This window comes from Streptomyces olivaceus (assembly GCF_000721235.1).
Classification (GTDB): domain Bacteria; phylum Actinomycetota; class Actinomycetes; order Streptomycetales; family Streptomycetaceae; genus Streptomyces; species Streptomyces olivaceus.
In genome coordinates this window covers 66,766-86,500 of record NZ_JOFH01000026.1, presented here as the reverse complement: position 1 = coordinate 86,500, position 19,735 = coordinate 66,766, and the positions used below count along the sequence as shown (strand labels likewise).

General features: G+C 72.6%; 17 protein-coding genes and 1 riboswitch. Of the genes, 12 read left to right on the top strand and 5 right to left on the bottom strand.

Annotated features, from left to right (window positions below; translation table 11 throughout):
* Positions 1-143 precede the first annotated feature (143 nt).
* Positions 144-239: riboswitch (glycine riboswitch) on the top strand.
* 175 nt (positions 240-414) lie between these two features.
* Positions 415-3,300 carry an aminomethyl-transferring glycine dehydrogenase gene (gene gcvP / locus IG94_RS0126595; RefSeq protein WP_031042294.1) on the top strand — a complete coding sequence of 962 codons (2,886 nt, stop codon included), beginning with the start codon at positions 415-417 and terminating at the stop codon, positions 3,298-3,300.
* A gap of 137 nt (positions 3,301-3,437) precedes the next feature.
* On the opposite strand, the gene IG94_RS0126590 is transcribed toward gcvP, so the two are convergent.
* Complete coding sequence (locus tag IG94_RS0126590) at positions 3,438-4,799, bottom strand: CoA transferase (protein ID WP_031042291.1); 1,362 nt, start codon at positions 4,797-4,799, stop codon at positions 3,438-3,440.
* A gap of 123 nt (positions 4,800-4,922) precedes the next feature.
* On the opposite strand from IG94_RS0126590, the gene IG94_RS42625 reads away from it, so the two are divergent.
* Genes IG94_RS42625 through IG94_RS0126565 form a run of 5 tightly spaced genes read left to right on the top strand, consistent with a single transcriptional unit; the run spans position 4,923 to position 9,730 of the window.
* Entirely contained in the window at positions 4,923-5,096 is a 174-nt protein-coding gene (locus IG94_RS42625) for a hypothetical protein (protein WP_157852313.1), read from the top strand.
* Positions 5,093-5,182, top strand: a complete 90-nt coding sequence (gene kdpF, locus IG94_RS39985) for a K(+)-transporting ATPase subunit F (RefSeq protein WP_037761677.1) — start codon at positions 5,093-5,095, stop codon at positions 5,180-5,182. Before IG94_RS42625 ends, kdpF begins: the two co-directional genes overlap by 4 nt.
* Positions 5,183-5,190: 8 nt before the next feature.
* Entirely contained in the window at positions 5,191-6,852 is a 1,662-nt protein-coding gene (kdpA, locus tag IG94_RS0126575) for a potassium-transporting ATPase subunit KdpA (RefSeq protein ID WP_031042286.1), read from the top strand.
* Entirely contained in the window at positions 6,852-9,056 is a 2,205-nt protein-coding gene (gene kdpB, locus IG94_RS0126570; RefSeq protein ID WP_031042283.1) for a potassium-transporting ATPase subunit KdpB, read from the top strand. Before kdpA ends, kdpB begins: the two co-directional genes overlap by 1 nt.
* A 5-nt stretch (positions 9,057-9,061) precedes the next feature.
* Positions 9,062-9,730 carry a potassium-transporting ATPase subunit C gene (locus IG94_RS0126565; protein WP_031042280.1) on the top strand — a complete coding sequence of 223 codons (669 nt, stop codon included), beginning with the start codon at positions 9,062-9,064 and terminating at the stop codon, positions 9,728-9,730.
* Between the two features lie 157 nt (positions 9,731-9,887).
* On the opposite strand, the gene IG94_RS0126560 is transcribed toward IG94_RS0126565, so the two are convergent.
* Both IG94_RS0126560 and IG94_RS0126555 read right to left on the bottom strand, forming a co-directional pair.
* Positions 9,888-10,091, bottom strand: coding sequence for a DUF5999 family protein (locus IG94_RS0126560; protein WP_031042275.1), 204 nt, complete (start codon positions 10,089-10,091; stop codon positions 9,888-9,890).
* A gap of 278 nt (positions 10,092-10,369) precedes the next feature.
* On the bottom strand, positions 10,370-10,954 hold the full coding sequence (locus IG94_RS0126555) for a hypothetical protein (protein WP_031042272.1): 585 nt from the start codon (positions 10,952-10,954) through the stop codon (positions 10,370-10,372).
* Positions 10,955-11,519: 565 nt separating this feature from the next.
* Between IG94_RS0126555 and IG94_RS0126550 the strand changes: the two genes are divergently transcribed.
* Together IG94_RS0126550 and IG94_RS0126545 are read left to right on the top strand one after the other, a co-directional pair.
* Positions 11,520-13,037: a glutamate-cysteine ligase family protein gene (locus tag IG94_RS0126550; RefSeq protein ID WP_031042269.1), complete on the top strand. Its 1,518-nt coding sequence runs from the start codon at positions 11,520-11,522 to the stop codon at positions 13,035-13,037.
* A 155-nt stretch (positions 13,038-13,192) separates the two neighbouring features.
* Positions 13,193-14,002: a CPBP family intramembrane glutamic endopeptidase gene (locus IG94_RS0126545; protein WP_052410860.1), complete on the top strand. Its 810-nt coding sequence runs from the start codon at positions 13,193-13,195 to the stop codon at positions 14,000-14,002.
* 172 nt (positions 14,003-14,174) lie between these two features.
* On the opposite strand, the gene IG94_RS0126540 is transcribed toward IG94_RS0126545, so the two are convergent.
* Positions 14,175-14,984 (bottom strand): PhzF family phenazine biosynthesis protein, encoded by an 810-nt coding sequence (locus tag IG94_RS0126540; RefSeq protein WP_031042266.1) that lies wholly within the window; start codon positions 14,982-14,984, stop codon positions 14,175-14,177.
* 273 nt (positions 14,985-15,257) lie between these two features.
* On the opposite strand from IG94_RS0126540, the gene IG94_RS0126535 reads away from it, so the two are divergent.
* From IG94_RS0126535 to IG94_RS0126515, 4 genes are all read left to right on the top strand, one after another.
* Complete coding sequence (locus IG94_RS0126535) at positions 15,258-15,902, top strand: PadR family transcriptional regulator (protein WP_031042265.1); 645 nt, start codon at positions 15,258-15,260, stop codon at positions 15,900-15,902.
* Between the two features lie 201 nt (positions 15,903-16,103).
* Positions 16,104-16,643, top strand: coding sequence for a Clp protease N-terminal domain-containing protein (locus IG94_RS0126525; RefSeq protein WP_031042263.1), 540 nt, complete (start codon positions 16,104-16,106; stop codon positions 16,641-16,643).
* 148 nt (positions 16,644-16,791) lie between these two features.
* A complete protein-coding gene (locus IG94_RS0126520) occupies positions 16,792-17,796 on the top strand; it encodes an EamA family transporter (protein WP_031042257.1) in 1,005 nt (334 codons plus the stop codon).
* A gap of 206 nt (positions 17,797-18,002) precedes the next feature.
* Positions 18,003-18,983 (top strand): DMT family transporter, encoded by a 981-nt coding sequence (locus IG94_RS0126515; protein WP_031042254.1) that lies wholly within the window; start codon positions 18,003-18,005, stop codon positions 18,981-18,983.
* Between the two features lie 19 nt (positions 18,984-19,002).
* Here the strand turns inward: IG94_RS0126515 and IG94_RS0126510 are convergent, their stop codons facing one another.
* Positions 19,003-19,701, bottom strand: a complete 699-nt coding sequence (locus IG94_RS0126510; RefSeq protein ID WP_031042251.1) for a pyridoxamine 5'-phosphate oxidase family protein — start codon at positions 19,699-19,701, stop codon at positions 19,003-19,005.
* Positions 19,702-19,735: the final 34 nt, after the last annotated feature.

Genomic DNA, 19,735 nt, shown 5'->3' with positions numbered 1-19,735 from the left:
CACTCTGATCGCACCACTGGGCCGCACCGGGGTCGCACACCGGCCGCCGAATCATCCGTAAGAACTACGAAAAACCACATATGGCCGCTCGGCCACTCGAAGGTTCGCGCCTCGGCCTCGCTGGTACGCTGGCAAACGGCCGCTGACCCCGTGCGGGAGAGTCCTCCGGACATCACCGGAGGCGCCGAAGGAGCAAATCCTCCCCGGAATCTCTCAGGCCCACGTACCGCACGGACGAGGTCACTCTGGAAAGCAGAGCGGGTGTCGACGGCTTCCGCTCTCACCGACGGTGAAAGCCGGGTGCCCTCGGGCCGTCCCGGTGAAGCTCTCAGGTCGAGATGACAGAGGGGGAGGCCGTCCGGGTACCCGCGCCGTGGTGCCCCTCGAAGGTCGTCAGACCAGGAGGCCTCCGCAATGACCGCCCATCGCACCCCGCTCACCGAACTCGAACAGGCAGCGCCGTTCGAACAGCGCCACATCGGCCCCGACCACGAGGCCCGCGCCAAGATGCTCGCGCAGGTCGGTTACGGTTCGCTCGACGAGCTGACGGCCGCCGCGGTGCCGGACGTGATCAAGAACGCCGACGCGCTGGACCTGCCGGGCGCCCGCTCCGAGGCGGAGGTACTGGCCGAGCTGCGCTCCCTGGCCGACCGCAACCAGGTCCTCGACTCCATGATCGGCCTCGGTTACTACGGCACCTTCACACCGCCGGTCATCCTGCGCAACGTCATGGAGAACCCCTCCTGGTACACGGCCTACACGCCGTACCAGCCGGAGATCTCCCAGGGCCGCCTGGAGGCCCTGCTCAACTTCCAGACCATGGTCGCCGAGCTGACCGGTCTGCCCACCTCCGGGGCGTCGCTGCTCGACGAGGGCACGGCCGCCGCCGAGGCGATGGCGCTGTCGCGGCGCATGGGCAAAAACAAGAAGGGCCTGTTCCTGGTCGACGCGGACGCCCTGCCGCAGACCGTCGCCGTGATACGGACCCGCGCCGAACCGGCCGGTGTCGAGGTCGTCGTCGCCGACCTGAGCGAGGGCATCCCGGCCGAGATCGCCGAGCGGGAGATCAACGGTGTCCTGGTCCAGTACCCCGGCGCCTCCGGAGCCGTCCGCGACATCAGGCCGGTGATCGACCGGGCGCACGAGCTCGGCGCGCTCGTCACCGTCGCCGCCGACCTGCTCGCCCTCACCCTGCTCACCTCGCCCGGCGAACTGGGCGCGGACATCGCCGTCGGCACCACCCAGCGCTTCGGCGTGCCGATGGGCTTCGGCGGGCCGCACGCCGGCTTCATGGCCGTCCACGAGAAGTTCGCGCGCAGCCTGCCCGGCCGCCTGGTCGGCGTCTCCGTGGACGCCGACGGCAACAAGGCCTACCGCCTGGCGCTCCAGACCCGCGAGCAGCACATCCGCCGCGAGAAGGCCACCAGCAACATCTGCACCGCGCAGGTGCTGCTCGCCGTCATGGCCGGCATGTACGCCGTGTACCACGGCCCCGAGGGGCTGCGGGCCATCGCCCGCCGCACCCACCGGTACGCGTCGGTCGTCGCGGCCGGTCTCGCCGCCGGCGGCGTCGAGATCGTGCACGGCGCCTACTTCGACACGGTCACCGTGCGGGTTCCGGGCCGGGCCGCCGAGGTGGTCCACGCCGCCCGCGAGAACGGCGTCAACCTGCGGCTCGTCGACGCCGACCACCTGTCGTTCGCCTGCGACGAGACCACCACCCGCGCCCAGGCCGGCGGCGTGTGGAACGCCTTCGGCGTCGAGGGCGACGTCGAGGCGCTGGACGCGGCGACCGAGGAGACGCTGCCCGGAGCGCTGCTGCGCTCCGACGACTTCCTCACCCACCCCGTCTTCCACCAGTACCGCTCCGAGACCGCGATGCTGCGCTACCTGCGCCGGCTCGCCGACCGCGACTACGCGCTGGACCGCGGCATGATCCCGCTGGGCTCCTGCACGATGAAGCTCAACGCGACCACCGAGATGGAGCCGGTCACCTGGCCCGAGTTCGGTGCCCTGCACCCCTTCGCGCCCGCCGACCAGGCGCAGGGCTACCTGACCCTCATCCGCGAGCTGGAGGAGCGGCTGGCCGAGGTCACCGGGTACGACAAGGTCTCGCTCCAGCCCAACGCGGGGTCGCAGGGCGAGTTCGCGGGCCTGCTCGCCGTACGCGGCTACCACCGGGCCAACGGCGACGACCGGCGCACGGTCTGCCTCATCCCGTCCTCCGCGCACGGCACCAACGCGGCCAGCGCCGTGATGGCCGGCATGAAGGTCGTCGTCGTCAAGACCGCCGGGGACGGCGAGATCGACGTCGAGGACCTGCGGGCCAAGATCGAGCAGCACCGCGACGAGCTGGCCGTGCTGATGATCACGTACCCCTCCACCCACGGTGTCTTCGAGGAGCACGTCGCCGACATCTGCGCCCAGGTGCACGACGCCGGCGGCCAGGTCTACGTGGACGGTGCCAACCTCAACGCCCTGGTCGGCCTCGCCAAGCCCGGCCGCTTCGGCGGGGACGTCTCCCACCTGAACCTGCACAAGACCTTCTGCATCCCGCACGGCGGCGGCGGTCCCGGCGTCGGCCCCGTGGGCGTCCGCTCGCACCTGGCGCCGTACCTGCCCAACCACCCGCTGCAGCCCGCCGCGGGCCCGCAGACCGGCGTCGGGCCGATCTCCGCGGCCCCCTGGGGTTCGGCCGGCATCCTGCCGATCTCGTGGTCGTACGTCCGGCTGATGGGCGGCGAGGGACTCAAGCGCGCCACGCAGGTGGCGGTGCTGTCCGCCAACTACATCGCCAAGCGCCTGGAGCCGCACTTCCCGGTGCTCTACACCGGGCCGGGCGGTCTGGTCGCCCACGAGTGCATCATCGACCTGCGCCCGCTGACCAAGGCGACCGGCGTGAGCGTCGACGACGTCGCCAAGCGGCTGATCGACTACGGGTTCCACGCGCCGACGATGTCGTTCCCGGTGGCCGGCACCCTGATGATCGAGCCGACCGAGTCCGAGGACCTGGCCGAGCTGGACCGGTTCTGCGAGGCGATGATCGCCATCCGCGCGGAGATCGAGAAGGTCGGCGCCGGCGACTGGCCCGCCGAGGACAACCCGCTGCGCGGCGCCCCGCACACCGCCGGCACCCTGGCCGGCGCGTGGGACCACGCGTACACCCGCGAGGAGGCCGTCTTCCCGGCCGGTGTGTCCGCCGCCGACAAGTACTGGCCGCCGGTGCGCCGCATCGACCAGGCCTACGGCGACCGCAACCTCGTCTGCTCCTGCCCGCCGCTGGACGCCTACGAGGACTGATCCCCGAGAGGGGCTCCGTTGCCGGAGGCCCGTGCGGGCAGCACCGGAGCGAGTGAGGCTCCGTCCAGGTCCGGCTCCCGGGCCCGGACGGAGCCCTCCGGCCTTTCACGCGGTGGGTGGGGACGCGGGGACAGCGGTCAGATCCAGACCGGCAGGTCCGTGCCCCATCCAGTGGGCGGACGCGCCCAGTTCCGCGGTGCCCCGTCGTAGTGCACCGGGGGAAGGGCGTGGTCGAGCAGCCCATGGCGTGTCGCGGTCGTGGTCAGCCAAGGCCGCGGTGCGTGGACGCCGCCTCGCCCCGGTGTCGGACGGATGTCGTGCAGCAGCCAGGACGCGGTGCCCGCGAGAGACAGCCGCAGATGCCGTCCACCGCCGGTCGCCTGCTGGTCCGTGAGGGCGCGCAGGACCGCGGCCGCCAGGAGGTAGCCGGTCCCGTGATCCAGCGCCTGGGCGGGCAGCACCCCCGGGCGGCCGTCGGCGGAGGCCTCGATCGACGCGATGCCGCTCGCGGCCTGGACGAGGCTGTCGAAGCCGCGCCGCGATGCCCACGGCCCCGACCAGCCCCAGGCGCAGAGCTGAGCCACCGCCAAACCGGGGCGCCTCGCCAGCAGCGCTTCGGGCGACAGACCGTGCCGGTCCAGCGAGCCGGGCCGGTAGCCGGTGATCACGACATCGGCCGAGCCGAGGAGGTCCTCGAAGACGTCCCGGTCCGCGGGAGCGGAGAGGTCCAGCAGCGTGGAGCGCTTGCCGAAGCCGGTGTCGGCATGGGCGTCCTCGTCCTCCGGAAGCCGAGGCGGATCAACGCGCAGCACGTCGGCTCCCAGCAGCGCGAGCGTACGCGTCGCCACCGGCCCGGCGATCACCCTGGTCAGGTCCAGGACGCGTACACCACTGGCCGGCAGCGACGCCACCGGCAGCCTGCGCGGGCCGCTCTCCCCGACGAGCCCGGTCTCCACCAGCGGAAGTGCGGGCTCGAACGGGGCCGAACCCACGGCCACCGCCAGGCCACCCGCCGCATAGACGGCCTCCTGCACCGCATGCGCCGAACGGGTGGCCAGCTCGGCCGACAGGAGCCCGGCCAGGGCCCGGTCGTCGCCGGTGTCGGAGATGCCCAGCGCGCCGAGCAGCCGGGAACGGTGGTGCGGGTAGTTGGCATGGGTCCGCACCCAGCCGTCCGCCGCGCGCCAGAAGCCGGACAGCGGCGCGAAGGACCTGGCGGCCCGGCCGTCGACCCTCAGGTGCCGCTCGCTGACGAACGCCGTCGCCACCGCTCCCTCGGCGACCCGGACCGCCGGTACCGGTCCGGTGCTCCGCCGCGCCAGCAGCTCAGCGGCCGCCAGCGAGCACACCCCCACGGTGGCCCGCGCCAGCTCCCGCACCGGCAGACGCGCGGGCAGCACGCCACTCGCCTCTTCGTACGACACCTTGTCGACCAGCTCGGTCGGCCCGCCGAGGGCGTTCCAGGCGTGCGCCGTCGTCTCGTCCTCGTCGCCGTTCATGCGGTCCACCCTGACACCTTCCGCACGAGGACGGTGGTGCCGGGAACAGGCACTTCACCTCTCCCTTTGCGGGAGGGGCGGGCAACCTCGTAAGAGAGCCGTCAAAGGCGTACAGACCACCGTATGAGACCCGTCAACGGTGGTCCTTTTCGGTCATGCAGGGGCTTTCCTCGAAGCGTCCTAGTTGCAACCGAACTCACTCAGGAGCTCACGATGGCCGATCTGGCCTTCGTCGTCACCACGGTCGCGGTCTTCGCGCTGGTGGCTCTCGTCGCCAAGGGGGTGACGAAGCTGTGACCGCCGAGAACACCGTCGGCCTGATCGTGGCCGTCGCCCTGCTGGGCTACCTCGTCCTCGCCCTGATCTTCCCGGAGAGGTTCTGAGCGCCGCCATGGGTCCCACAACCGCCGGCCTGCTCCAGGCGTCGGCCCTCGTCGGCGCCCTGGCCGTCGCGCACGTCCCGCTGGGCAACCACCTGGCCCGGGTCTACTCCTCCGACCGGCACTGGCGCGTGGAGAGGTGGATCTACAAGGGCATCGGTGCCGATCCCGACGCGCAGCTGCGCTGGCCCGCGTACCTGCGCGGCGTGCTCGCCTTCTCCCTCGCCGGCGTCCTCTTCCTCTACCTGCTCCAGCGCCTCCAGGGAGTCCTCCCGGGCTCGCTCGGCTTCGACCCGGTGGCGCCCGCGCAGGCCTTCAACACCGCCGCGTCCTTCGTCACCAACACCAACTGGCAGTCCTACTCCGGCGAGCAGACGATGGGCCACGTCGTGCAGACCGCGGGTCTGGCCGTGCAGAACTTCGTCTCCGCGGCGGTCGGCATGGCGGTCGCCGTGGCCCTCGTCCGGGGCTTCGCCCGCACCCGCGGCGGCGAGCTGGGCAACTTCTGGGCGGACCTGGTGCGCGGAGTCACGCGGGTGCTGGTGCCGCTGGCCGTCGCCGGGGCGCTCGTGCTCGTCGCCTGCGGGGTCGTCCAGAACTTCTCCGGCATCCACGAGGTCGGCCAGTTCATGGGCGGCTCGCAGCAGTGGAACGGCGGGGCCGTCGCCTCGCAGGAGGCCATCAAGGAACTGGGCACCAACGGCGGCGGCTACTTCAACGCCAACAGCGCCCACCCTTTCGAGAACCCGACGGGCTTCACCAACCTCTTCGAGATCTTCCTGATCCTGCTGATCCCGGTCGCCCTCACCAGGACCTTCGGCATCATGGTCGGCTCGGTGCGTCAGGGGTACGCGATCCTCGCCGCCATGGCCACCATCTGGGCGGGCTTCGTCGCCCTGATGATGTGGACCGAGTTCGCGCACCACGGTCCCGCGCTGCAGGCGGCCGGCGGGGCGATGGAGGGCAAGGAGCTGCGCTTCGGGATCGGCGGCTCCTCGATCTTCGCGGTGACCACGACGCTGACCTCCACCGGCGCCGTCGACTCCTTCCACTCCTCGTACACCGGACTGGGCGGCGGCATCACCCTGCTGGGCATGATGCTGGGGGAGATCGCGCCGGGCGGGGTCGGTTCCGGGCTCTACGGCATGCTGATCATGGCGGTCGTCGCGGTCTTCGTCGCGGGGCTCATGGTCGGCCGCACGCCGGAGTACCTCGGCAAGAAGATCGGCCCCCGCGAGATCAAGCTCGCGGCCCTCTACATCCTGGTCACCCCGGCACTGGTCCTGGTCTTCACCGCGCTGTCCCTGGCCCTGCCCACCCCACCGCACTCGATGCTCAACCCCGGCGCCCACGGCTTCTCCGAGGTCCTGTACGCCTTCACCTCCGCCGCGAACAACAACGGCTCCGCCTTCGCGGGACTGAACGCGAACACCGACTGGTACAACACCACGACCGGGCTCGCGATGCTGCTCGGCCGGTTCCTGCCGATGGTGTTCGTCCTCGCCCTGGCCGGATCGCTGGCCGGACAGCGGCCGGTGCCGGTCACCGCGGGCACCCTGCGCACCGAGAAGCCGATGTTCGCCGGCCTGCTCGTGGGCGCGATCCTGATCATCGTCGGTCTCACCTACTTCCCGGCGCTGGCCCTGGGCCCGCTGGCGGAAGGACTGGCGTGATGACCGCCCGTACCCGGAAGCACGAGGACGCCATGTCCGACCCGAAGTCCGATGCCCTCTCCCCGTCTACGTCCCACTCGGCGTACCGCACCACGGACGGCCCCGCGCCCGCGGTCCCGGGCTCCGCGGACGGCCCGGCGCCGCGCGGCGGCCCCGCAGCGGGCCGGGCGGCGGTCGCCGGACGTGTCGGCGGTGGGCTCTTCGAACCCGCGCGGCTGCTCGCCGCGCTGCCCGAGGCGTTCCGCAAGCTCGACCCGCGGGCGACGGTCAAGTCGCCGGTGATGTTCGTGGTGTGGGCCGGCTCGGTGCTGACCACCGCCTGCTCCTTCACGGACCCGGGGGACTGGTTCGGCTGGACCATCAGCGCCTGGCTCTGGCTGACCGTGCTCTTCGCCAACCTGGCGGAGGCCGTCGCCGAGGGCCGCGGCAAGGCGCAGGCCGACACCCTGCGCCGGGCGAAGACGGACGCCGTCGCACGGCGGGCCGACGGCACCACCGTCCCCGGCGCCGACCTGGCCGTGGGCGACCTGGTGGTCTGCGAGGCCGGAGACGTCGTCCCCGGCGACGGCGACGTCGTCGAGGGCGTCGCCTCGGTCGACGAGTCGGCGATCACCGGTGAGTCCGCGCCCGTCATCCGGGAGTCGGGCGGCGACCGCAGCGCCGTGACCGGCGGGACCAAGGTCCTCTCCGACCGCATCGTCGTCAGGATCACCACCAAGCCGGGCGAGACCTTCATCGACCGGATGATCGGCCTCGTCGAGGGCGCCGCCCGGCAGAAGACGCCGAACGAGATCGCGCTGAACATCCTGCTGGCCTCGCTGACCGTCGTCTTCCTGCTGGCCTGCGCCACGCTGACGCCGTTCGCCGGCCACGCGGGCCCCCGGCTGTCGCTGGTCGTCCTGGTCGCGCTGCTGGTCTGCCTCATCCCCACCACGATCGGTGCCCTGCTCTCCGCGATCGGCATCGCGGGCATGGACCGCCTGGTGCAGCGCAACGTACTGGCCAAGTCGGGCCGCGCGGTCGAGGCCGCCGGCGACGTCTCCACGCTGCTCCTGGACAAGACCGGCACCATCACGCTCGGCAACCGGCAGGCGGCGGCGTTCGTACCGGTGCGCGGCACGACCGGGGGCGAGCTGGCAGACGCCGCCCAGCTGTCCTCGCTGGCCGACGAGACGCCCGAGGGCCGCTCGGTCGTCGTCCTCGCCAAGGAGCGGTACGGACTGCGCGAACGGCACCGCGGCGAGCTGACCGGCGCCGAGTGGATCTCCTTCACCGCCCGGACGCGGATGTCCGGCGTCGACGTCCAGGGGCGGCGGATCCGCAAGGGCGCGGCCGGCGCGGTGACCGCGTGGGTCCGCGAGCTCGGCGGCGAGGTCGCCGAGGACACGGCGCGGCTGGCCGACGGCATCTCCGAGGAGGGCGGCACACCGCTGCTCGTCGCCGTGGCGGACGGGGCGGGGGCCCGGGTCCTCGGGGTGATCCACCTCAAGGACGTCGTGAAGCAGGGCATGCGGCAGCGGTTCGAGGAACTGCGGCGCATGGGCATCAGAACCGTCATGATCACCGGCGACAACCCGCTGACGGCCAAGGCGATCGCCGACGAGGCGGGCGTCGACGACTTCCTCGCGGAGGCCACGCCCGAGGACAAGATGGCGCTCATCGAGCGGGAGCAGGCCGGCGGCAAGCTGGTCGCGATGACCGGCGACGGCACCAACGACGCCCCCGCGCTCGCGCAGGCCGACGTCGGGGTGGCCATGAACACCGGCACCTCGGCCGCCAAGGAGGCCGGCAACATGGTCGACCTCGACTCCGACCCGACCAAGCTGATCGAGATCGTGGAGATCGGCAAGCAGCTGCTGATCACGCGCGGGGCGCTCACGACGTTCTCCATCGCCAACGACGTCGCCAAGTACTTCGCGATCATCCCGGCGCTCTTCGCGGCGGTGTACCCGGGACTGGACAAGCTCAACATCATGCGCCTGTCCTCGCCGGACTCGGCCATCCTGTCGGCGGTCGTCTTCAACGCGCTGATCATCGTTGTGCTCGTGCCGCTCGCCCTGCGCGGGGTGCGGTACCGGCCGGTGAGCGCGGACCGCATGCTGCGCCGCAATCTCGCGGTCTACGGCCTGGGCGGGCTGATCGTGCCCTTCCTCGGCATCAAGGCCGTCGACCTGCTCCTGTCCCTCATACCCGGAATCGGCTGACCGTCATGAACAACTCGGTATCGAACACCGCGCGGCTGCTCGCCGTCGGCCTGCGGGCCCTGCTGGTACTCACCTTGGTCACCGGCGTGGCCTACCCCCTGGCGGTGACGGGCGCCGCCCAGGCCCTCTTCCCCGACCAGGCGGGCGGCTCCCAGGTCTCGGCGGACGGACGTGTCGTGGGTTCCTCGCTGATCGGACAGTCGTACAACCTGCCGCTCAAGCCGGGCCAGGAGACTCCCGAACCGGACCTGAAGTGGTTCCAGGGGCGGCCGGCCAACGGACTGGGGGAGAACACCCTCAACACCCGGTACCGGCTGATCGTCTCCGGCGCGACCAACCTGGCCGCCGACAACCCGGAGCTGGTCAGGCAGGTGAGGGCCGCCCAGGATGCCGTCATCAGGGACAACTCCGTGCCGGGCGGTCCCGTCGAGCGGGACGACATCCCGGCCGACGCGGTGACCTCCTCCGGCTCGGGGCTCGACCCGCACATCTCCCCCCGGTACGCCCAGTTGCAGGTCCGCCGGGTCGCCCGGGAGAACGGCCTGACCGTCGCGCGGGTGCGGGAACTCGTCGACCGGCACACCGAGGGCCGGACGCTCGGCTTCATCGGTGAGCCGACGGTGAACGTCCTCGAACTGAACGTCGCCCTCAAGCAACTCCTGCGGAAGAGCTGAGCGTTGGAGCACGCGTCGGCCGTGCCGGATACGCCACGTCACGCCACGATACGTGACCGGGTCCGGGGCCGGACACGCGTCGGGGCCGGTTCGCAGCGTGACTGCGGTCCGGCCCCGGAGTGCACCGGGCGAGCGGCGCCGCTCGCCCGGCGGATGATCAGGCGGCCGTGATCAGCCCCGCACCGACGGGGCGGTGCGGGGCGATGACCTGACCGTCCGGCAGCAGCTCACCGGTGTCCTCGAAGAGGACGACGCCGTTGCACAACAGGCTCCAGCCCTGCTCCGGGTGGTGCGCCACGAGGCGGGCGGACTCCCGGTCGGCGGAGTCGGCTGAGGGGCACGGTGACTGGTGCTGGCACATGGATGGGGTCTCTCGGTCTGTGATGACGGATGAGGTCGTTGTCCCGGTCTTGGCTGTCCCGCGGCGTGAAGCTTCGTTCATGGCCGCCCCCCGTTGTCTAAGTCGGTCCGAACCCAGTGTTGCCCCACGGGCGTCGATCCGCAGGTATTTCGCAGCACCGCTTCTCACAGGTTCATGACGCGTCACCCGCGCGGACGGTTCAGTCCAACTGCACTGTCACTTCGGGTGGTTCGGCATGGCCGGATAGGGCTAGTCCGCGCGGGTGGTGAGGGGGACGCTCAGGCCGGGGAGCCCAGCAGCCGGGTCGGGGCCGTCCGGTGCGTGAGGACCGGCAGCAGGTCGGCGACCCGGTGCGGCCGGTGGGCGGCGATGCCCGGCGGGGCCGGCGCCAGCGGCACCAGCAGGTCGGTGGGTCCGGGGTGTCCGGCGGCGGCGTCCGCGGCGCGGTCCTCGTGCAGCCACAGGGTGAGCATGTACAGCTCGGGCACGGACAGCAGACGCGGCTGGTGGGTCTGCGGGACCGACTCGGCCTGCCGCAGCGCGAGCCCGGTGGAGGCGACGTAGGGGCCCTCGAAGAAGTGCGAGAACGCCCAGCCGTCGGGGGTCAGGACGGTCTCGGCCGCCGCCACCGCACGGTCGCCGCAGTGGATCAGGAACCGCCACCCGGTCAGTCGCGTGACCGCCACGCCCTCCGCGGTGATCCGGTCCAGGACGTGGACCGGAAGGGGGAGTTCGGGGGTGAGCGGGCCCTGGGCGCGGAGCAGGGCGGGAGTCCGCGCCTCGCGCACCGCGGTGGGCGAGGAGAGGGCGGTGAGGACGGAACGCAGGGCGGGCGCGGGGGCCGGGGGCACACGCAAGGGCATGATGGGTCGCCTCTCATTCGAAGGCACGGTGGCGCGAGGGCGGGGCGGGGCGGACGACGCTGTCAGCTCACGGGGCTGGGAAGGCAGGGGCCGGGGCCCGGGAACCGAGAAGTGGGTGAGGTCTGCCGCGCGTCAGCTCGACGGCGGGATCCTTCGACCGTGGGCGCCGGTCTTCTGCCTTGTCCGCGGAGTTTATACGACATATGTTCAGACCGGGTTTCGGGTAGCCGATTCCGGTTACCGTTACAAGGCTGTATTCGGTCGTTAATATGTCGTCGATATGTGGGAATCCTCCCGGATTCCGGACCAGGTGTACGACGGTGACCTCGGGGAACGTTCACCACGCGGTCGGCCAATTGTCGTCGGCGTTTTTCACGAGTTGTTCGGAGTGCGGAAACCGCGTTCCGGCATGCCCGGTGAATGTGCCACTGGTCACATCGGCACAGCGTAGTGGGTGCCGGGCCCGCGCGGGGACGTTATCGATCGCTTCGGCTGGGCATCATCCACCCTGACCGGTCGCCGACGGCCGGACCTCCGTACCGACGCTCCGAGAAGGGACTCTTCCATGGGGGAGAAGGTCGTGGCAGGTCAGTTCGACCTGTCCGATCGCCAGCGCTACCGCGAGAAGCTCCAGCGGTGCCTGACCGGCCTGGAGCGTCTTCTGGCGGAGAAGCGGTTCGACCGCCCGAAGAACCTGATGGGGCTGGAGATCGAATTGAATCTCGTCGGCGCCGACGGGATGCCGAAAATGTTGAATGCGCAAGTCCTCGAACGGATCGCGAGCCGGGACTTCCAAACAGAACTCGCCATGTTCAACCTGGAAGTCAACATAGCTCCCCATCGGCTGGGCGGCCGGGTATTCGACCGGCTGGCCGAGGAGATCCGCACCTCCCTGGCATATGCGGACCGCAAGGCGGGCGAGGTCGACGCGGGTATCGCGATGATCGGCATTCTGCCGACCCTCGACCGAGACGACCTGGTCTCCTCCAACCTCTCCGCCGTCGACCGCTACGCCCTGCTCAACGACCAGATCGTCGCCGCCCGGGGCGAGGACTTCACCCTCGACATCGAGGGCGTCGAGCGCCTGACCTGCACCTCCAAGTCCATCGCCCCCGAGGCCGCCTGCACCTCGGTGCAGCTGCACCTGCAGGTCACCCCGGACCGCTTCGCCGACGTGTGGAACGCGGCCCAGGCGGTCACCGCCGCCCAGATCGCCGTCGGTGCCAACGCGCCCTTCCTCTTCGGCCGCGAGCTGTGGCGGGAGTCGCGCCCCCCGCTGTTCCAGCAGTCCACCGACACCCGTCCGCCCGAGCTGCAGGCCCAGGGCGTGCGGCCGCGCACCTGGTTCGGGGAACGCTGGGTGAGCTCCGCCTACGACCTCTTCGAGGAGAACCGGCGCTACTACCCGGCGCTGCTGCCGATCTGCGACGACGAGGACCCGCTGGAGGTCCTGGACGCCGGCGGTGTGCCCACGCTTGCCGAACTCGTCCTGCACAACGGCACCGTCTACCGCTGGAACCGCCCCGTCTACGACATCGCCGACGGCGCCCCGCACCTGCGGGTGGAGAACCGCGTCCTGCCCGCCGGGCCCACCGTCACCGACGTCATCGCCAACGCCGCCTTCTACTACGGCGTCGTGCGTGCGCTGGCCGACGAGCCCCGGCCGGTGTGGACGAGGCTGCCGTTCGAGGCCGCCGCCGCCAACTTCGAGGCCGCGTGCCGCCACGGCATCGACGCCCGCTTCGAGTGGCCCCGGCGCGGCCGGCTCGGCGGCACCACCGAGGTCGACGCCGCCGTCCTCGTCCGCGACGAACTGCTGCCGCTCGCCGAGGCGGGCCTTGACGCGTGGGGGGTGGAGCCCGCCGACCGGGACCTGTACCTCGGTGTGATCGAGGAGCGGTGCCGGCGCCGGGTCAACGGCGCGTCCTGGCAGGCGGCCACGTTCCACCGGGCGCTGGAGGCCGGCCTGTCCCGGGAGGCCGCGCTGGCGGCGACGACCCGCCGGTACACCGAGCTGATGCGCGAGGGGGACCCCGTGCACCTGTGGCCGGTGGGTCTGCCCCAGCCGGCACCGCTGGGCTGACCGCCGCCGCGGCGGCTCCGGAGCGCCGGAGCCGCCCCTGCGCCGCCGCGCTCGGAGCGCCCCCGCCGCGCGCCACCCCGTGCCCATCGGGCAAGCTGTGACGTCCCGGCTGGAGGCAGGTGTGCATGGCGGAGGCAGGTCCGGTGGACGATTCGATGGACGGCGCGCTCTCGCGCGACCCCGCCGGCGGGGGGCCGGTCGCCGGCAAGCGGCCCGCACGGCGGATCCTGCGTGACGAGACGCTGCTGGTCCTGGCGCTCTCGCTCGGCGCGAGCGGGGTGTCCGCGCTCATCAGCTTCATCGGCTCGGTCACCCGCCCGGGCGGGCTCAAGGACCAGGCGGCCACCCTCAACTCCTCGGCGGCGCCCGGCAGGCCCTGGCTCGACCTGGCCTGGCAGCTCTTCGGCATCACCACGGCGCTCGTCCCGGTCGCCCTCGTGGCGCACTTCTTGCTGCGCGAGGGACACAGCCTGCGCACCCTCGGCTTCGACCGCACCCGGCCGTGGCCGGACCTGGGGCGCGGGGCCGTCGTCGCCGCCGTCATCGGCAGCACCGGCATCGCCTTCTACCTGGCCGCCCGCGGCCTCGGCTTCAACCTCACCGTGGTGCCCGAGTCGCTGCCCGGCGTGTGGTGGAAGTACCCCGTCCTCATCCTTTCGGCGCTGCAGAACTCCGTCCTGGAGGAGGTCCTGGTCGTCGGCTACCTGCTGCGGCGGCTCGACCAGCTGGGCTGGAGCGCGGGCGCCTCGCTGGCGGCCAGTTCGGTGCTGCGCGGGTCGTACCACCTCTACCAGGGCATTGGCGGTTTCATCGGCAACATGGTGATGGGCGTCGTGTTCGTGTACCTGTACCGCCGCTGGGGCCGGGTGGGCCCGCTGGTGGTCGCGCACTCGCTGCTCGACATCGGAGCCTTCGTCGGTTACGCCCTGCTGGCCGGGAAGGTGGACTGGCTGCCGACGGCCTGACGGAGAAGCAGACGGCGACGGCGACGCGGGGGAGCCGTCGGCCGGGGCCCGGCGCTACGGACGCCGCGGGTCCGGTCCGGCCGCCACGGAGACCGCGGGCTCGGACGCCACGGAAACGCGGGTCGGGCCGTCACGGTGTCCGCGGGGCGGGCCGTCGGCCGCCGGGCCGGAGTCAGGCCAGCAACTCGCCCTCGATCACCGTCACCGCGTGCCCGTTCAGCAGCGTGCGGGCGCCGCGCAGCTCCGTGCGGACCCGGCCGGAGCGCGGTGAGGCCTGGAGGCCGGTGAGGGTCGCCCGGCCCAGTCGCTGGGACCAGAAGGGCGCGAGGGCGGTGTGGGCGCTGCCGGTGACCGGGTCCTCGTCGATGCCGACGTTGGGGAAGAAGCAGCGGGAGACGTAGTCGTAGCCCCGGGCGGGGTCCTCCGCGCGGGCGGTGACGACGACACCGCGCGCGGAGTGGGCGGCCAGCGCCTTGTGGTCCGGCGTCAGTCCGCGCACGGTCTCCTCGTCGGCGACCTCCACCAGCAGGTCCCCGACGTTCTCCCCGGTGTCGCACACGGCCTGCGGTTCCGCGCCCAGCGCCTCCGCGACACCGGCCGGGGCCTCGACCCGGGTCAGCGGCGCGGTCGGGAAGTCCAGGGTGAGCGAGCCGTCCTCGTGCGGCGTCGCGGACAGCACGCCACTGCGGGTGGCGAACCGCACCGGCCCCTCGTGGGCGCCTGTGGTGTGCAGGACGTGCGCCGTGGCGAGGGTCGCGTGGCCGCACATCGCGACCTCGGTGACCGGTGTGAACCAGCGCAGCGCCCAGTCGGCCTCGCCGCCGGGAGGCAGGCGGTGGGCGAACGCGGTCTCGGCGTGATTGACCTCGAGGGCGACCCGCTGGAGGCGGTCGTCGTCCGGGAAGGCGTCCAGGAGCAGCACCCCCGCGGGATTGCCGGCGAACGGACGGTCGGTGAAGGCGTCGACTATTCGGATGCGCATGCCCCGACGCTAGCGGCTGCCCCGGGCCGGGGGCCAAGGCCAATCCCCGGTCGCTGGCCCGCCCGCCCTCCCTGCTCGGGGCACCGGTCTCCGCCTCGGGCGGGGACGGTTGCCTGGGCCGGTGGAAAGCCGGTGGAAAGCCGGTGGGGAGCCAGAGGAAGGCCCGGGACGATGCGGCACGCAGAAGGGGGTTGGCATTCGACAGGTTCCGATATATCGTTGAGGCATCGCGTTAGAGTCGCGTTAGGTCAACGACTGGATGGAGTGATGGCGATGCGTACCCACGGATACGAGCACGGACACGGTGGACACGGCCGCGGCGAGGGTGGTCCCTTCGGACGCGGTGACTTCGAGGGCCGGCGTGCGGCCTTCGGCCCCTTCGGGCCGGGCGGCCCGGGTGGTCCCGGTGGTCCCTTCGGGCCCGGTTTCGGTCACGGCGGCCCCTGGGGCGGCCGAGGGCGCGGTGGTCCCAGGGGGAGGGCGCGGCGCGGCGACGTACGGGCGTCGATCCTGGCCCTGCTCAAGGACCGGCCGATGCACGGCTACGAGATGATCCAGGAGATCGCCGAACGCAGCGGCGGCGCGTGGAAGCCCAGCCCCGGTTCGGTGTACCCCACTCTCCAGCTGCTGGAGGACGAGGGGCTGATCGCCAGTGAGAGCGAGGGCGGCAAGAAGCTCTTCGCGCTCACCGAGGAGGGCCGCACCGCGGCCGGCGAGGGCCCGGAGGCGCCCTGGGAGGATGCCTCCAAGGGGGTCGACTGGGAGGCGCTGAACGATGTCCGGCAGGCCGGTTTCGGGCTGATGGAGGCGTTCGGCCAGGTCTGGAAGACCGGCAGCAAGGAGCAGCGGGAGAAGGCGCTCGCCGTCATCGGCGACGCCCGCAAGAAGCTGTACCTGATCCTCGCCGACGAGGACTGAGCGCCGCACGGCGCCGACCCCGAAGTGCCCCGCGGAACGCTCCGCGGGGCACTTTCCCGTGCGGGATGCCGTGCGTGGCCATACGGCTTGATCTCATCCGTAAGGAGGAGATTCCGGCCGGACGGGTCCACTCTGTGTGGGACGCCGAAATGCTCCCCCTCGGGGATGACTCGGTCGGGCGGGACTGATGGGCTGGGAGATGTGCAACCCCGTATCCCCCGGCAGTCGGCCGGTGAGCAAGACGGTCCGCGCCCGGACGGCGCCGACCTCGACGACCGGTTCGACGCGGACCTGGCCGCGGCGGTCTCCGGCGCCCGCCGCAGGGCGGTCCGGGACGGGGACCGGCAGATCGACACGGCCCACCTGCTCCACTCACTCCTGGAGTCCGATCCCGAGGTGCGGTCCGTCCTCGGGGACGGGCCGCGGATCGCCAGGCTGCTCGGTTACCTCGTGCAGCGCAGCATCGGCTACGGCCTGCGCTGGCAGAGCGCCGTCGAGGACTCCGGCGCCGTACCCGTCGTGACCGGCGCCGCCGGTTTCTCGCCGCTGGCAGCGGCGGCGACGGAGGAGGCCTGCGCGCGGGCCGCGCGGCGCGGGGCAGCCCGTGCCTGCGGCGTCGACCTGCTCGCCGCCCTGGTCGCGGACCCGCAGGCGCGCGCCGTCGAGGTGCTGGCCCGCGCCGCCGTCGAGCCGCCCACCGTGCTCGCCCGCGTGGAGCAGCACTTCGAACCGGCGCCCTGAGCGGGTCCCCGTTCTGCGCGGGCGGGCCGTGCGCGTGACGCGAGGTGCCCACCGTGCGGGCCCCGTACGCGACGCGAGCCGTGCGGGACGTCCAGTCGGTGAGACAGGTGTCATTGGGGGTGACGGTCATGTCGACCCCTGTCATCATGTGGCCGTGCATACGTCTGACAGCGTCCGGGGCGGCCGTGGCAAGGGTGCCGGGCTCGGCCTGGCGCTCGCGTCCGCGTTCGCCTTCGGCGGCTCCGGGGTCGCGGCCAAGCCCTTGATCGAGGCGGGCCTCGACCCGCTCCACGTGGTCTGGCTCCGGGTGGCCGGCGCCGCCCTGGTGATGCTGCCGCTCGCCGTGCGCCACCGCGGGCTGCTCCGCCGCCGCCCGGGGCTGCTCGCCGGGTACGGCCTGCTTGCCGTGGCCGGCGTGCAGGCCTGCTACTTCGCCTCGATCTCCCGCATCCCCGTCGGCGTGGCGCTGCTCATCGAGTACCTGGCGCCCGCCCTGGTGCTCGGCTGGGTGCGGTTCGTGCAGCGGCGGCCGGTGACCCGGGCCGCCGCGCTCGGCGTGGTCCTCGCGGTCGGCGGCCTGGCCTGCGTGGTCGAGGTGTGGGCCGGACTCGGCTTCGACGCCGTCGGAGTCCTGCTCGCCCTCGGCGCCGCCTGCTGCCAGGTCGGCTACTTCGTCCTGTCCGACCAGGGCAGTGACGCGGGCGACGAGAGCCCCGACCCGCTCGGCGTCATCGCCTACGGACTGCTCGTCGGGGCCGCCGTGCTCACCGTCGTCGCCCGCCCCTGGTCCATGGACTGGTCCCTCCTCGCCGGCTCCGCCCGCATGGACGGCACCCCCGTCGCCGCCGCCCTGCTGCTGGCCTGGGTCGTGCTCGTCTCCACGGTGCTCGCCTACGTCACCGGCATCGTCGCCGTGCGCCGTCTGTCGCCGCAGGTCGCCGGGGTCGTGGCGTGCCTCGAAGCGGTCATCGCGACCGTGCTGGCCTGGGTGCTGCTCGGCGAGCACCTGTCCGCCCCGCAGATCGTCGGCGGCGTCGTGGTCCTGGCGGGCGCCTTCATCGCGCAGTCGTCGACGCCCGCGAAGGGCTCCGCGGACCCCGTGGCGAGCGGGGGACCGGAAAGGGAGTTGTCCGGCCGGGGGACGGCGGCCTAGGGTGCTGATCATGCATTCCGACGCGTGCGTTCTGCCGCCTCCGGCCGCCTGAGGCGGGCCCCTGACCAGTGCCCCGACAGGGGCACCAGCCCGGCGTGTCGTCGCCGGGCCGGACAGTGCCGCCCGCAGACGCGGTCCGTGCGCCCCCGGCCGTTCCGGGGCCGCTCCGAACTTCCGCGCCTCGTGCGCGTCTGCGGAGAGAACTCGTGCCGAATGCCGTCTCCGGCCTGCCCGTCGGGCGTGGCCTCCTCTATCTGATCGTCGCCGGTGTCGCCTGGGGCACCGCCGGTGCCGCCGCCTCACTGGTCTACCGGGCCAGCGACATGGGGCCCGTCGCCCTGTCCTTCTGGCGCTGCGCCGTCGGGCTCGTCCTGCTGCTCGCCGCGCGTCCGCTGCACCGGCGGGTGCGCACGGCCGTGAACGGCGGACCGGACGACCGGGCCTGCCGCCGGAGCACCCGGGAGCCGTTCGCCCGCAGGGCCCGGCGGTCCCTGGTCACCGGTCTCGGTCTCGCGGTCTTCCAGACCGCCTACTTCGCCGCGGTGCAGTCCACCGGGCTCGCCGTGGCCACCGTCGTCACCCTCGGCGCCGGACCCGTGCTGATCGCGCTCGGCGCGCGGCTGACCCTGGGCGAGCACCTGGGCGCGGGCGGCCTCACGGCGGTGGCCGGGGCGCTCGCCGGGCTGGGGGTGCTCGTCCTCGGCGGGGGCGGGACGACCGTCCGGCTGCCGGGCGTGCTCCTGGCCCTGCTGTCCGCCGCCGGGTACTCGGTGATGACGCTGCTCACCCGCTGGTGGGGGCGGGACGGCGGGGCCGACGCCGCCAGCACGTCCGTGGGCGCCTTCGCCGTCACCAGCCTGTGCCTGCTGCCGCTCGCCCTGGCCGAGGGGCTGGTGCCGCACACCGCCGAACCGGTTCGGCTGCTGTGGCTCCTCGCGTACGTCGCCGCCGTCCCGACCGCGCTCGCCTACGGGCTCTACTTCGCCGGGGCGGCCGTCGTCCGGTCCGCCACCGTCTCCGTGATCATGCTCCTGGAGCCGGTCAGCGCGGCGGCGCTCGCCGTCCTGCTGCTCGGGGAGCACCTCACGGCGGCGACCCTGGCCGGCACCCTGCTGATGCTGGGCTCGGTCGCGGGGCTCGCGGTGGCCGAGACCCGGCAGGCACGGACCCGGTCCGCGCCCGCCTGACCGCCGGGGGCCCGTGGCGTCACCGTGCCGGCAGGTAGTCGGGCACGGTGGTGCCGGGGGCCAGGCCCGGGTCGGCGACCGGAGCGCCGTACCCCTTGCGCAGCGGGACGAGACCGGCCCAGTGGGGGAGGGAGAGGTCCTCGGGCTCGTCGTTGACGCCGCCGGTGCGGAGCTTGGCGGACACCTCGTCGAGGTCGAGGCGGATCACGGCGGTGGCGGCCAGTTCCTTCCTGCTGGCCGGCCGGGAGTCCCGGGAGCGGCCGGGCACCACCTGGTCGACCAGGGCGTCCAGGGCCGTGCGGCGCTCCTCGGGGTCCGTCACCTCGTACGCGGTGCCGTGCGCCACCACCGACCGGTAGTTGATCGAGTGGTGGAAGGCCGAGCGGGCGAGCACCAGGGCGTCCACATGGGTCACCGTCAGGCACACCGGCAGCCCCGGGTCGGCCGCGCCGGTCATGCGCAGGGGGCGGGAACCCGTCGAGCCGTGTACGTACAGCCGCTCGCCCACCCGGGCGTAGAGCGTCGGCAGCACCACCGGGGCGCCGTCGCGCACGAAGCCGAGATGGCAGACGTAGCCCTCGTCGAGTATCGAGTGCACCAGCTCCCTGTCGTACGAGGCCCGGTCGGGGGAGCGGGTGGGGACCGTGCGGTCGGTGGGCCGGTAGGCGGCCGTGGGCTGCGACGGCGGCTGCGTGGTCTCCTGGGCGGCGTCCCGCATGGCGTTCTCCATTGCACTAGTGCATAATCGTCTT

Excerpts from the sequence above, each read along its gene's own strand:
- IG94_RS0126540 (WP_031042266.1), bottom strand. The coding sequence starts at position 14,984 with ATGCGCATCCGAATAGTCGACGCCTTCACCGACCGTCCGTTCGCCGGC.
- IG94_RS42625 (WP_157852313.1), top strand. The coding sequence starts at position 4,923 with ATGAGACCCGTCAACGGTGGTCCTTTTCGGTCATGCAGGGGCTTTCCT.
- gcvP (WP_031042294.1), top strand. The coding sequence starts at position 415 with ATGACCGCCCATCGCACCCCGCTCACCGAACTCGAACAGGCAGCGCCG.
- IG94_RS0126550 (WP_031042269.1), top strand. The coding sequence starts at position 11,520 with ATGGGGGAGAAGGTCGTGGCAGGTCAGTTCGACCTGTCCGATCGCCAG.
- IG94_RS0126565 (WP_031042280.1), top strand. The coding sequence starts at position 9,062 with ATGAACAACTCGGTATCGAACACCGCGCGGCTGCTCGCCGTCGGCCTG.
- IG94_RS0126545 (WP_052410860.1), top strand. The coding sequence starts at position 13,193 with ATGGACGGCGCGCTCTCGCGCGACCCCGCCGGCGGGGGGCCGGTCGCC.
- IG94_RS0126560 (WP_031042275.1), bottom strand. The coding sequence starts at position 10,091 with ATGTGCCAGCACCAGTCACCGTGCCCCTCAGCCGACTCCGCCGACCGG.
- IG94_RS0126590 (WP_031042291.1), bottom strand. The coding sequence starts at position 4,799 with ATGAACGGCGACGAGGACGAGACGACGGCGCACGCCTGGAACGCCCTC.
- kdpA (WP_031042286.1), top strand. The coding sequence starts at position 5,191 with ATGGGTCCCACAACCGCCGGCCTGCTCCAGGCGTCGGCCCTCGTCGGC.
- kdpB (WP_031042283.1), top strand. The coding sequence starts at position 6,852 with ATGACCGCCCGTACCCGGAAGCACGAGGACGCCATGTCCGACCCGAAG.
- IG94_RS0126510 (WP_031042251.1), bottom strand. The coding sequence starts at position 19,701 with ATGCGGGACGCCGCCCAGGAGACCACGCAGCCGCCGTCGCAGCCCACG.
- IG94_RS0126555 (WP_031042272.1), bottom strand. The coding sequence starts at position 10,954 with ATGCCCTTGCGTGTGCCCCCGGCCCCCGCGCCCGCCCTGCGTTCCGTC.
- IG94_RS0126535 (WP_031042265.1), top strand. The coding sequence starts at position 15,258 with ATGCGTACCCACGGATACGAGCACGGACACGGTGGACACGGCCGCGGC.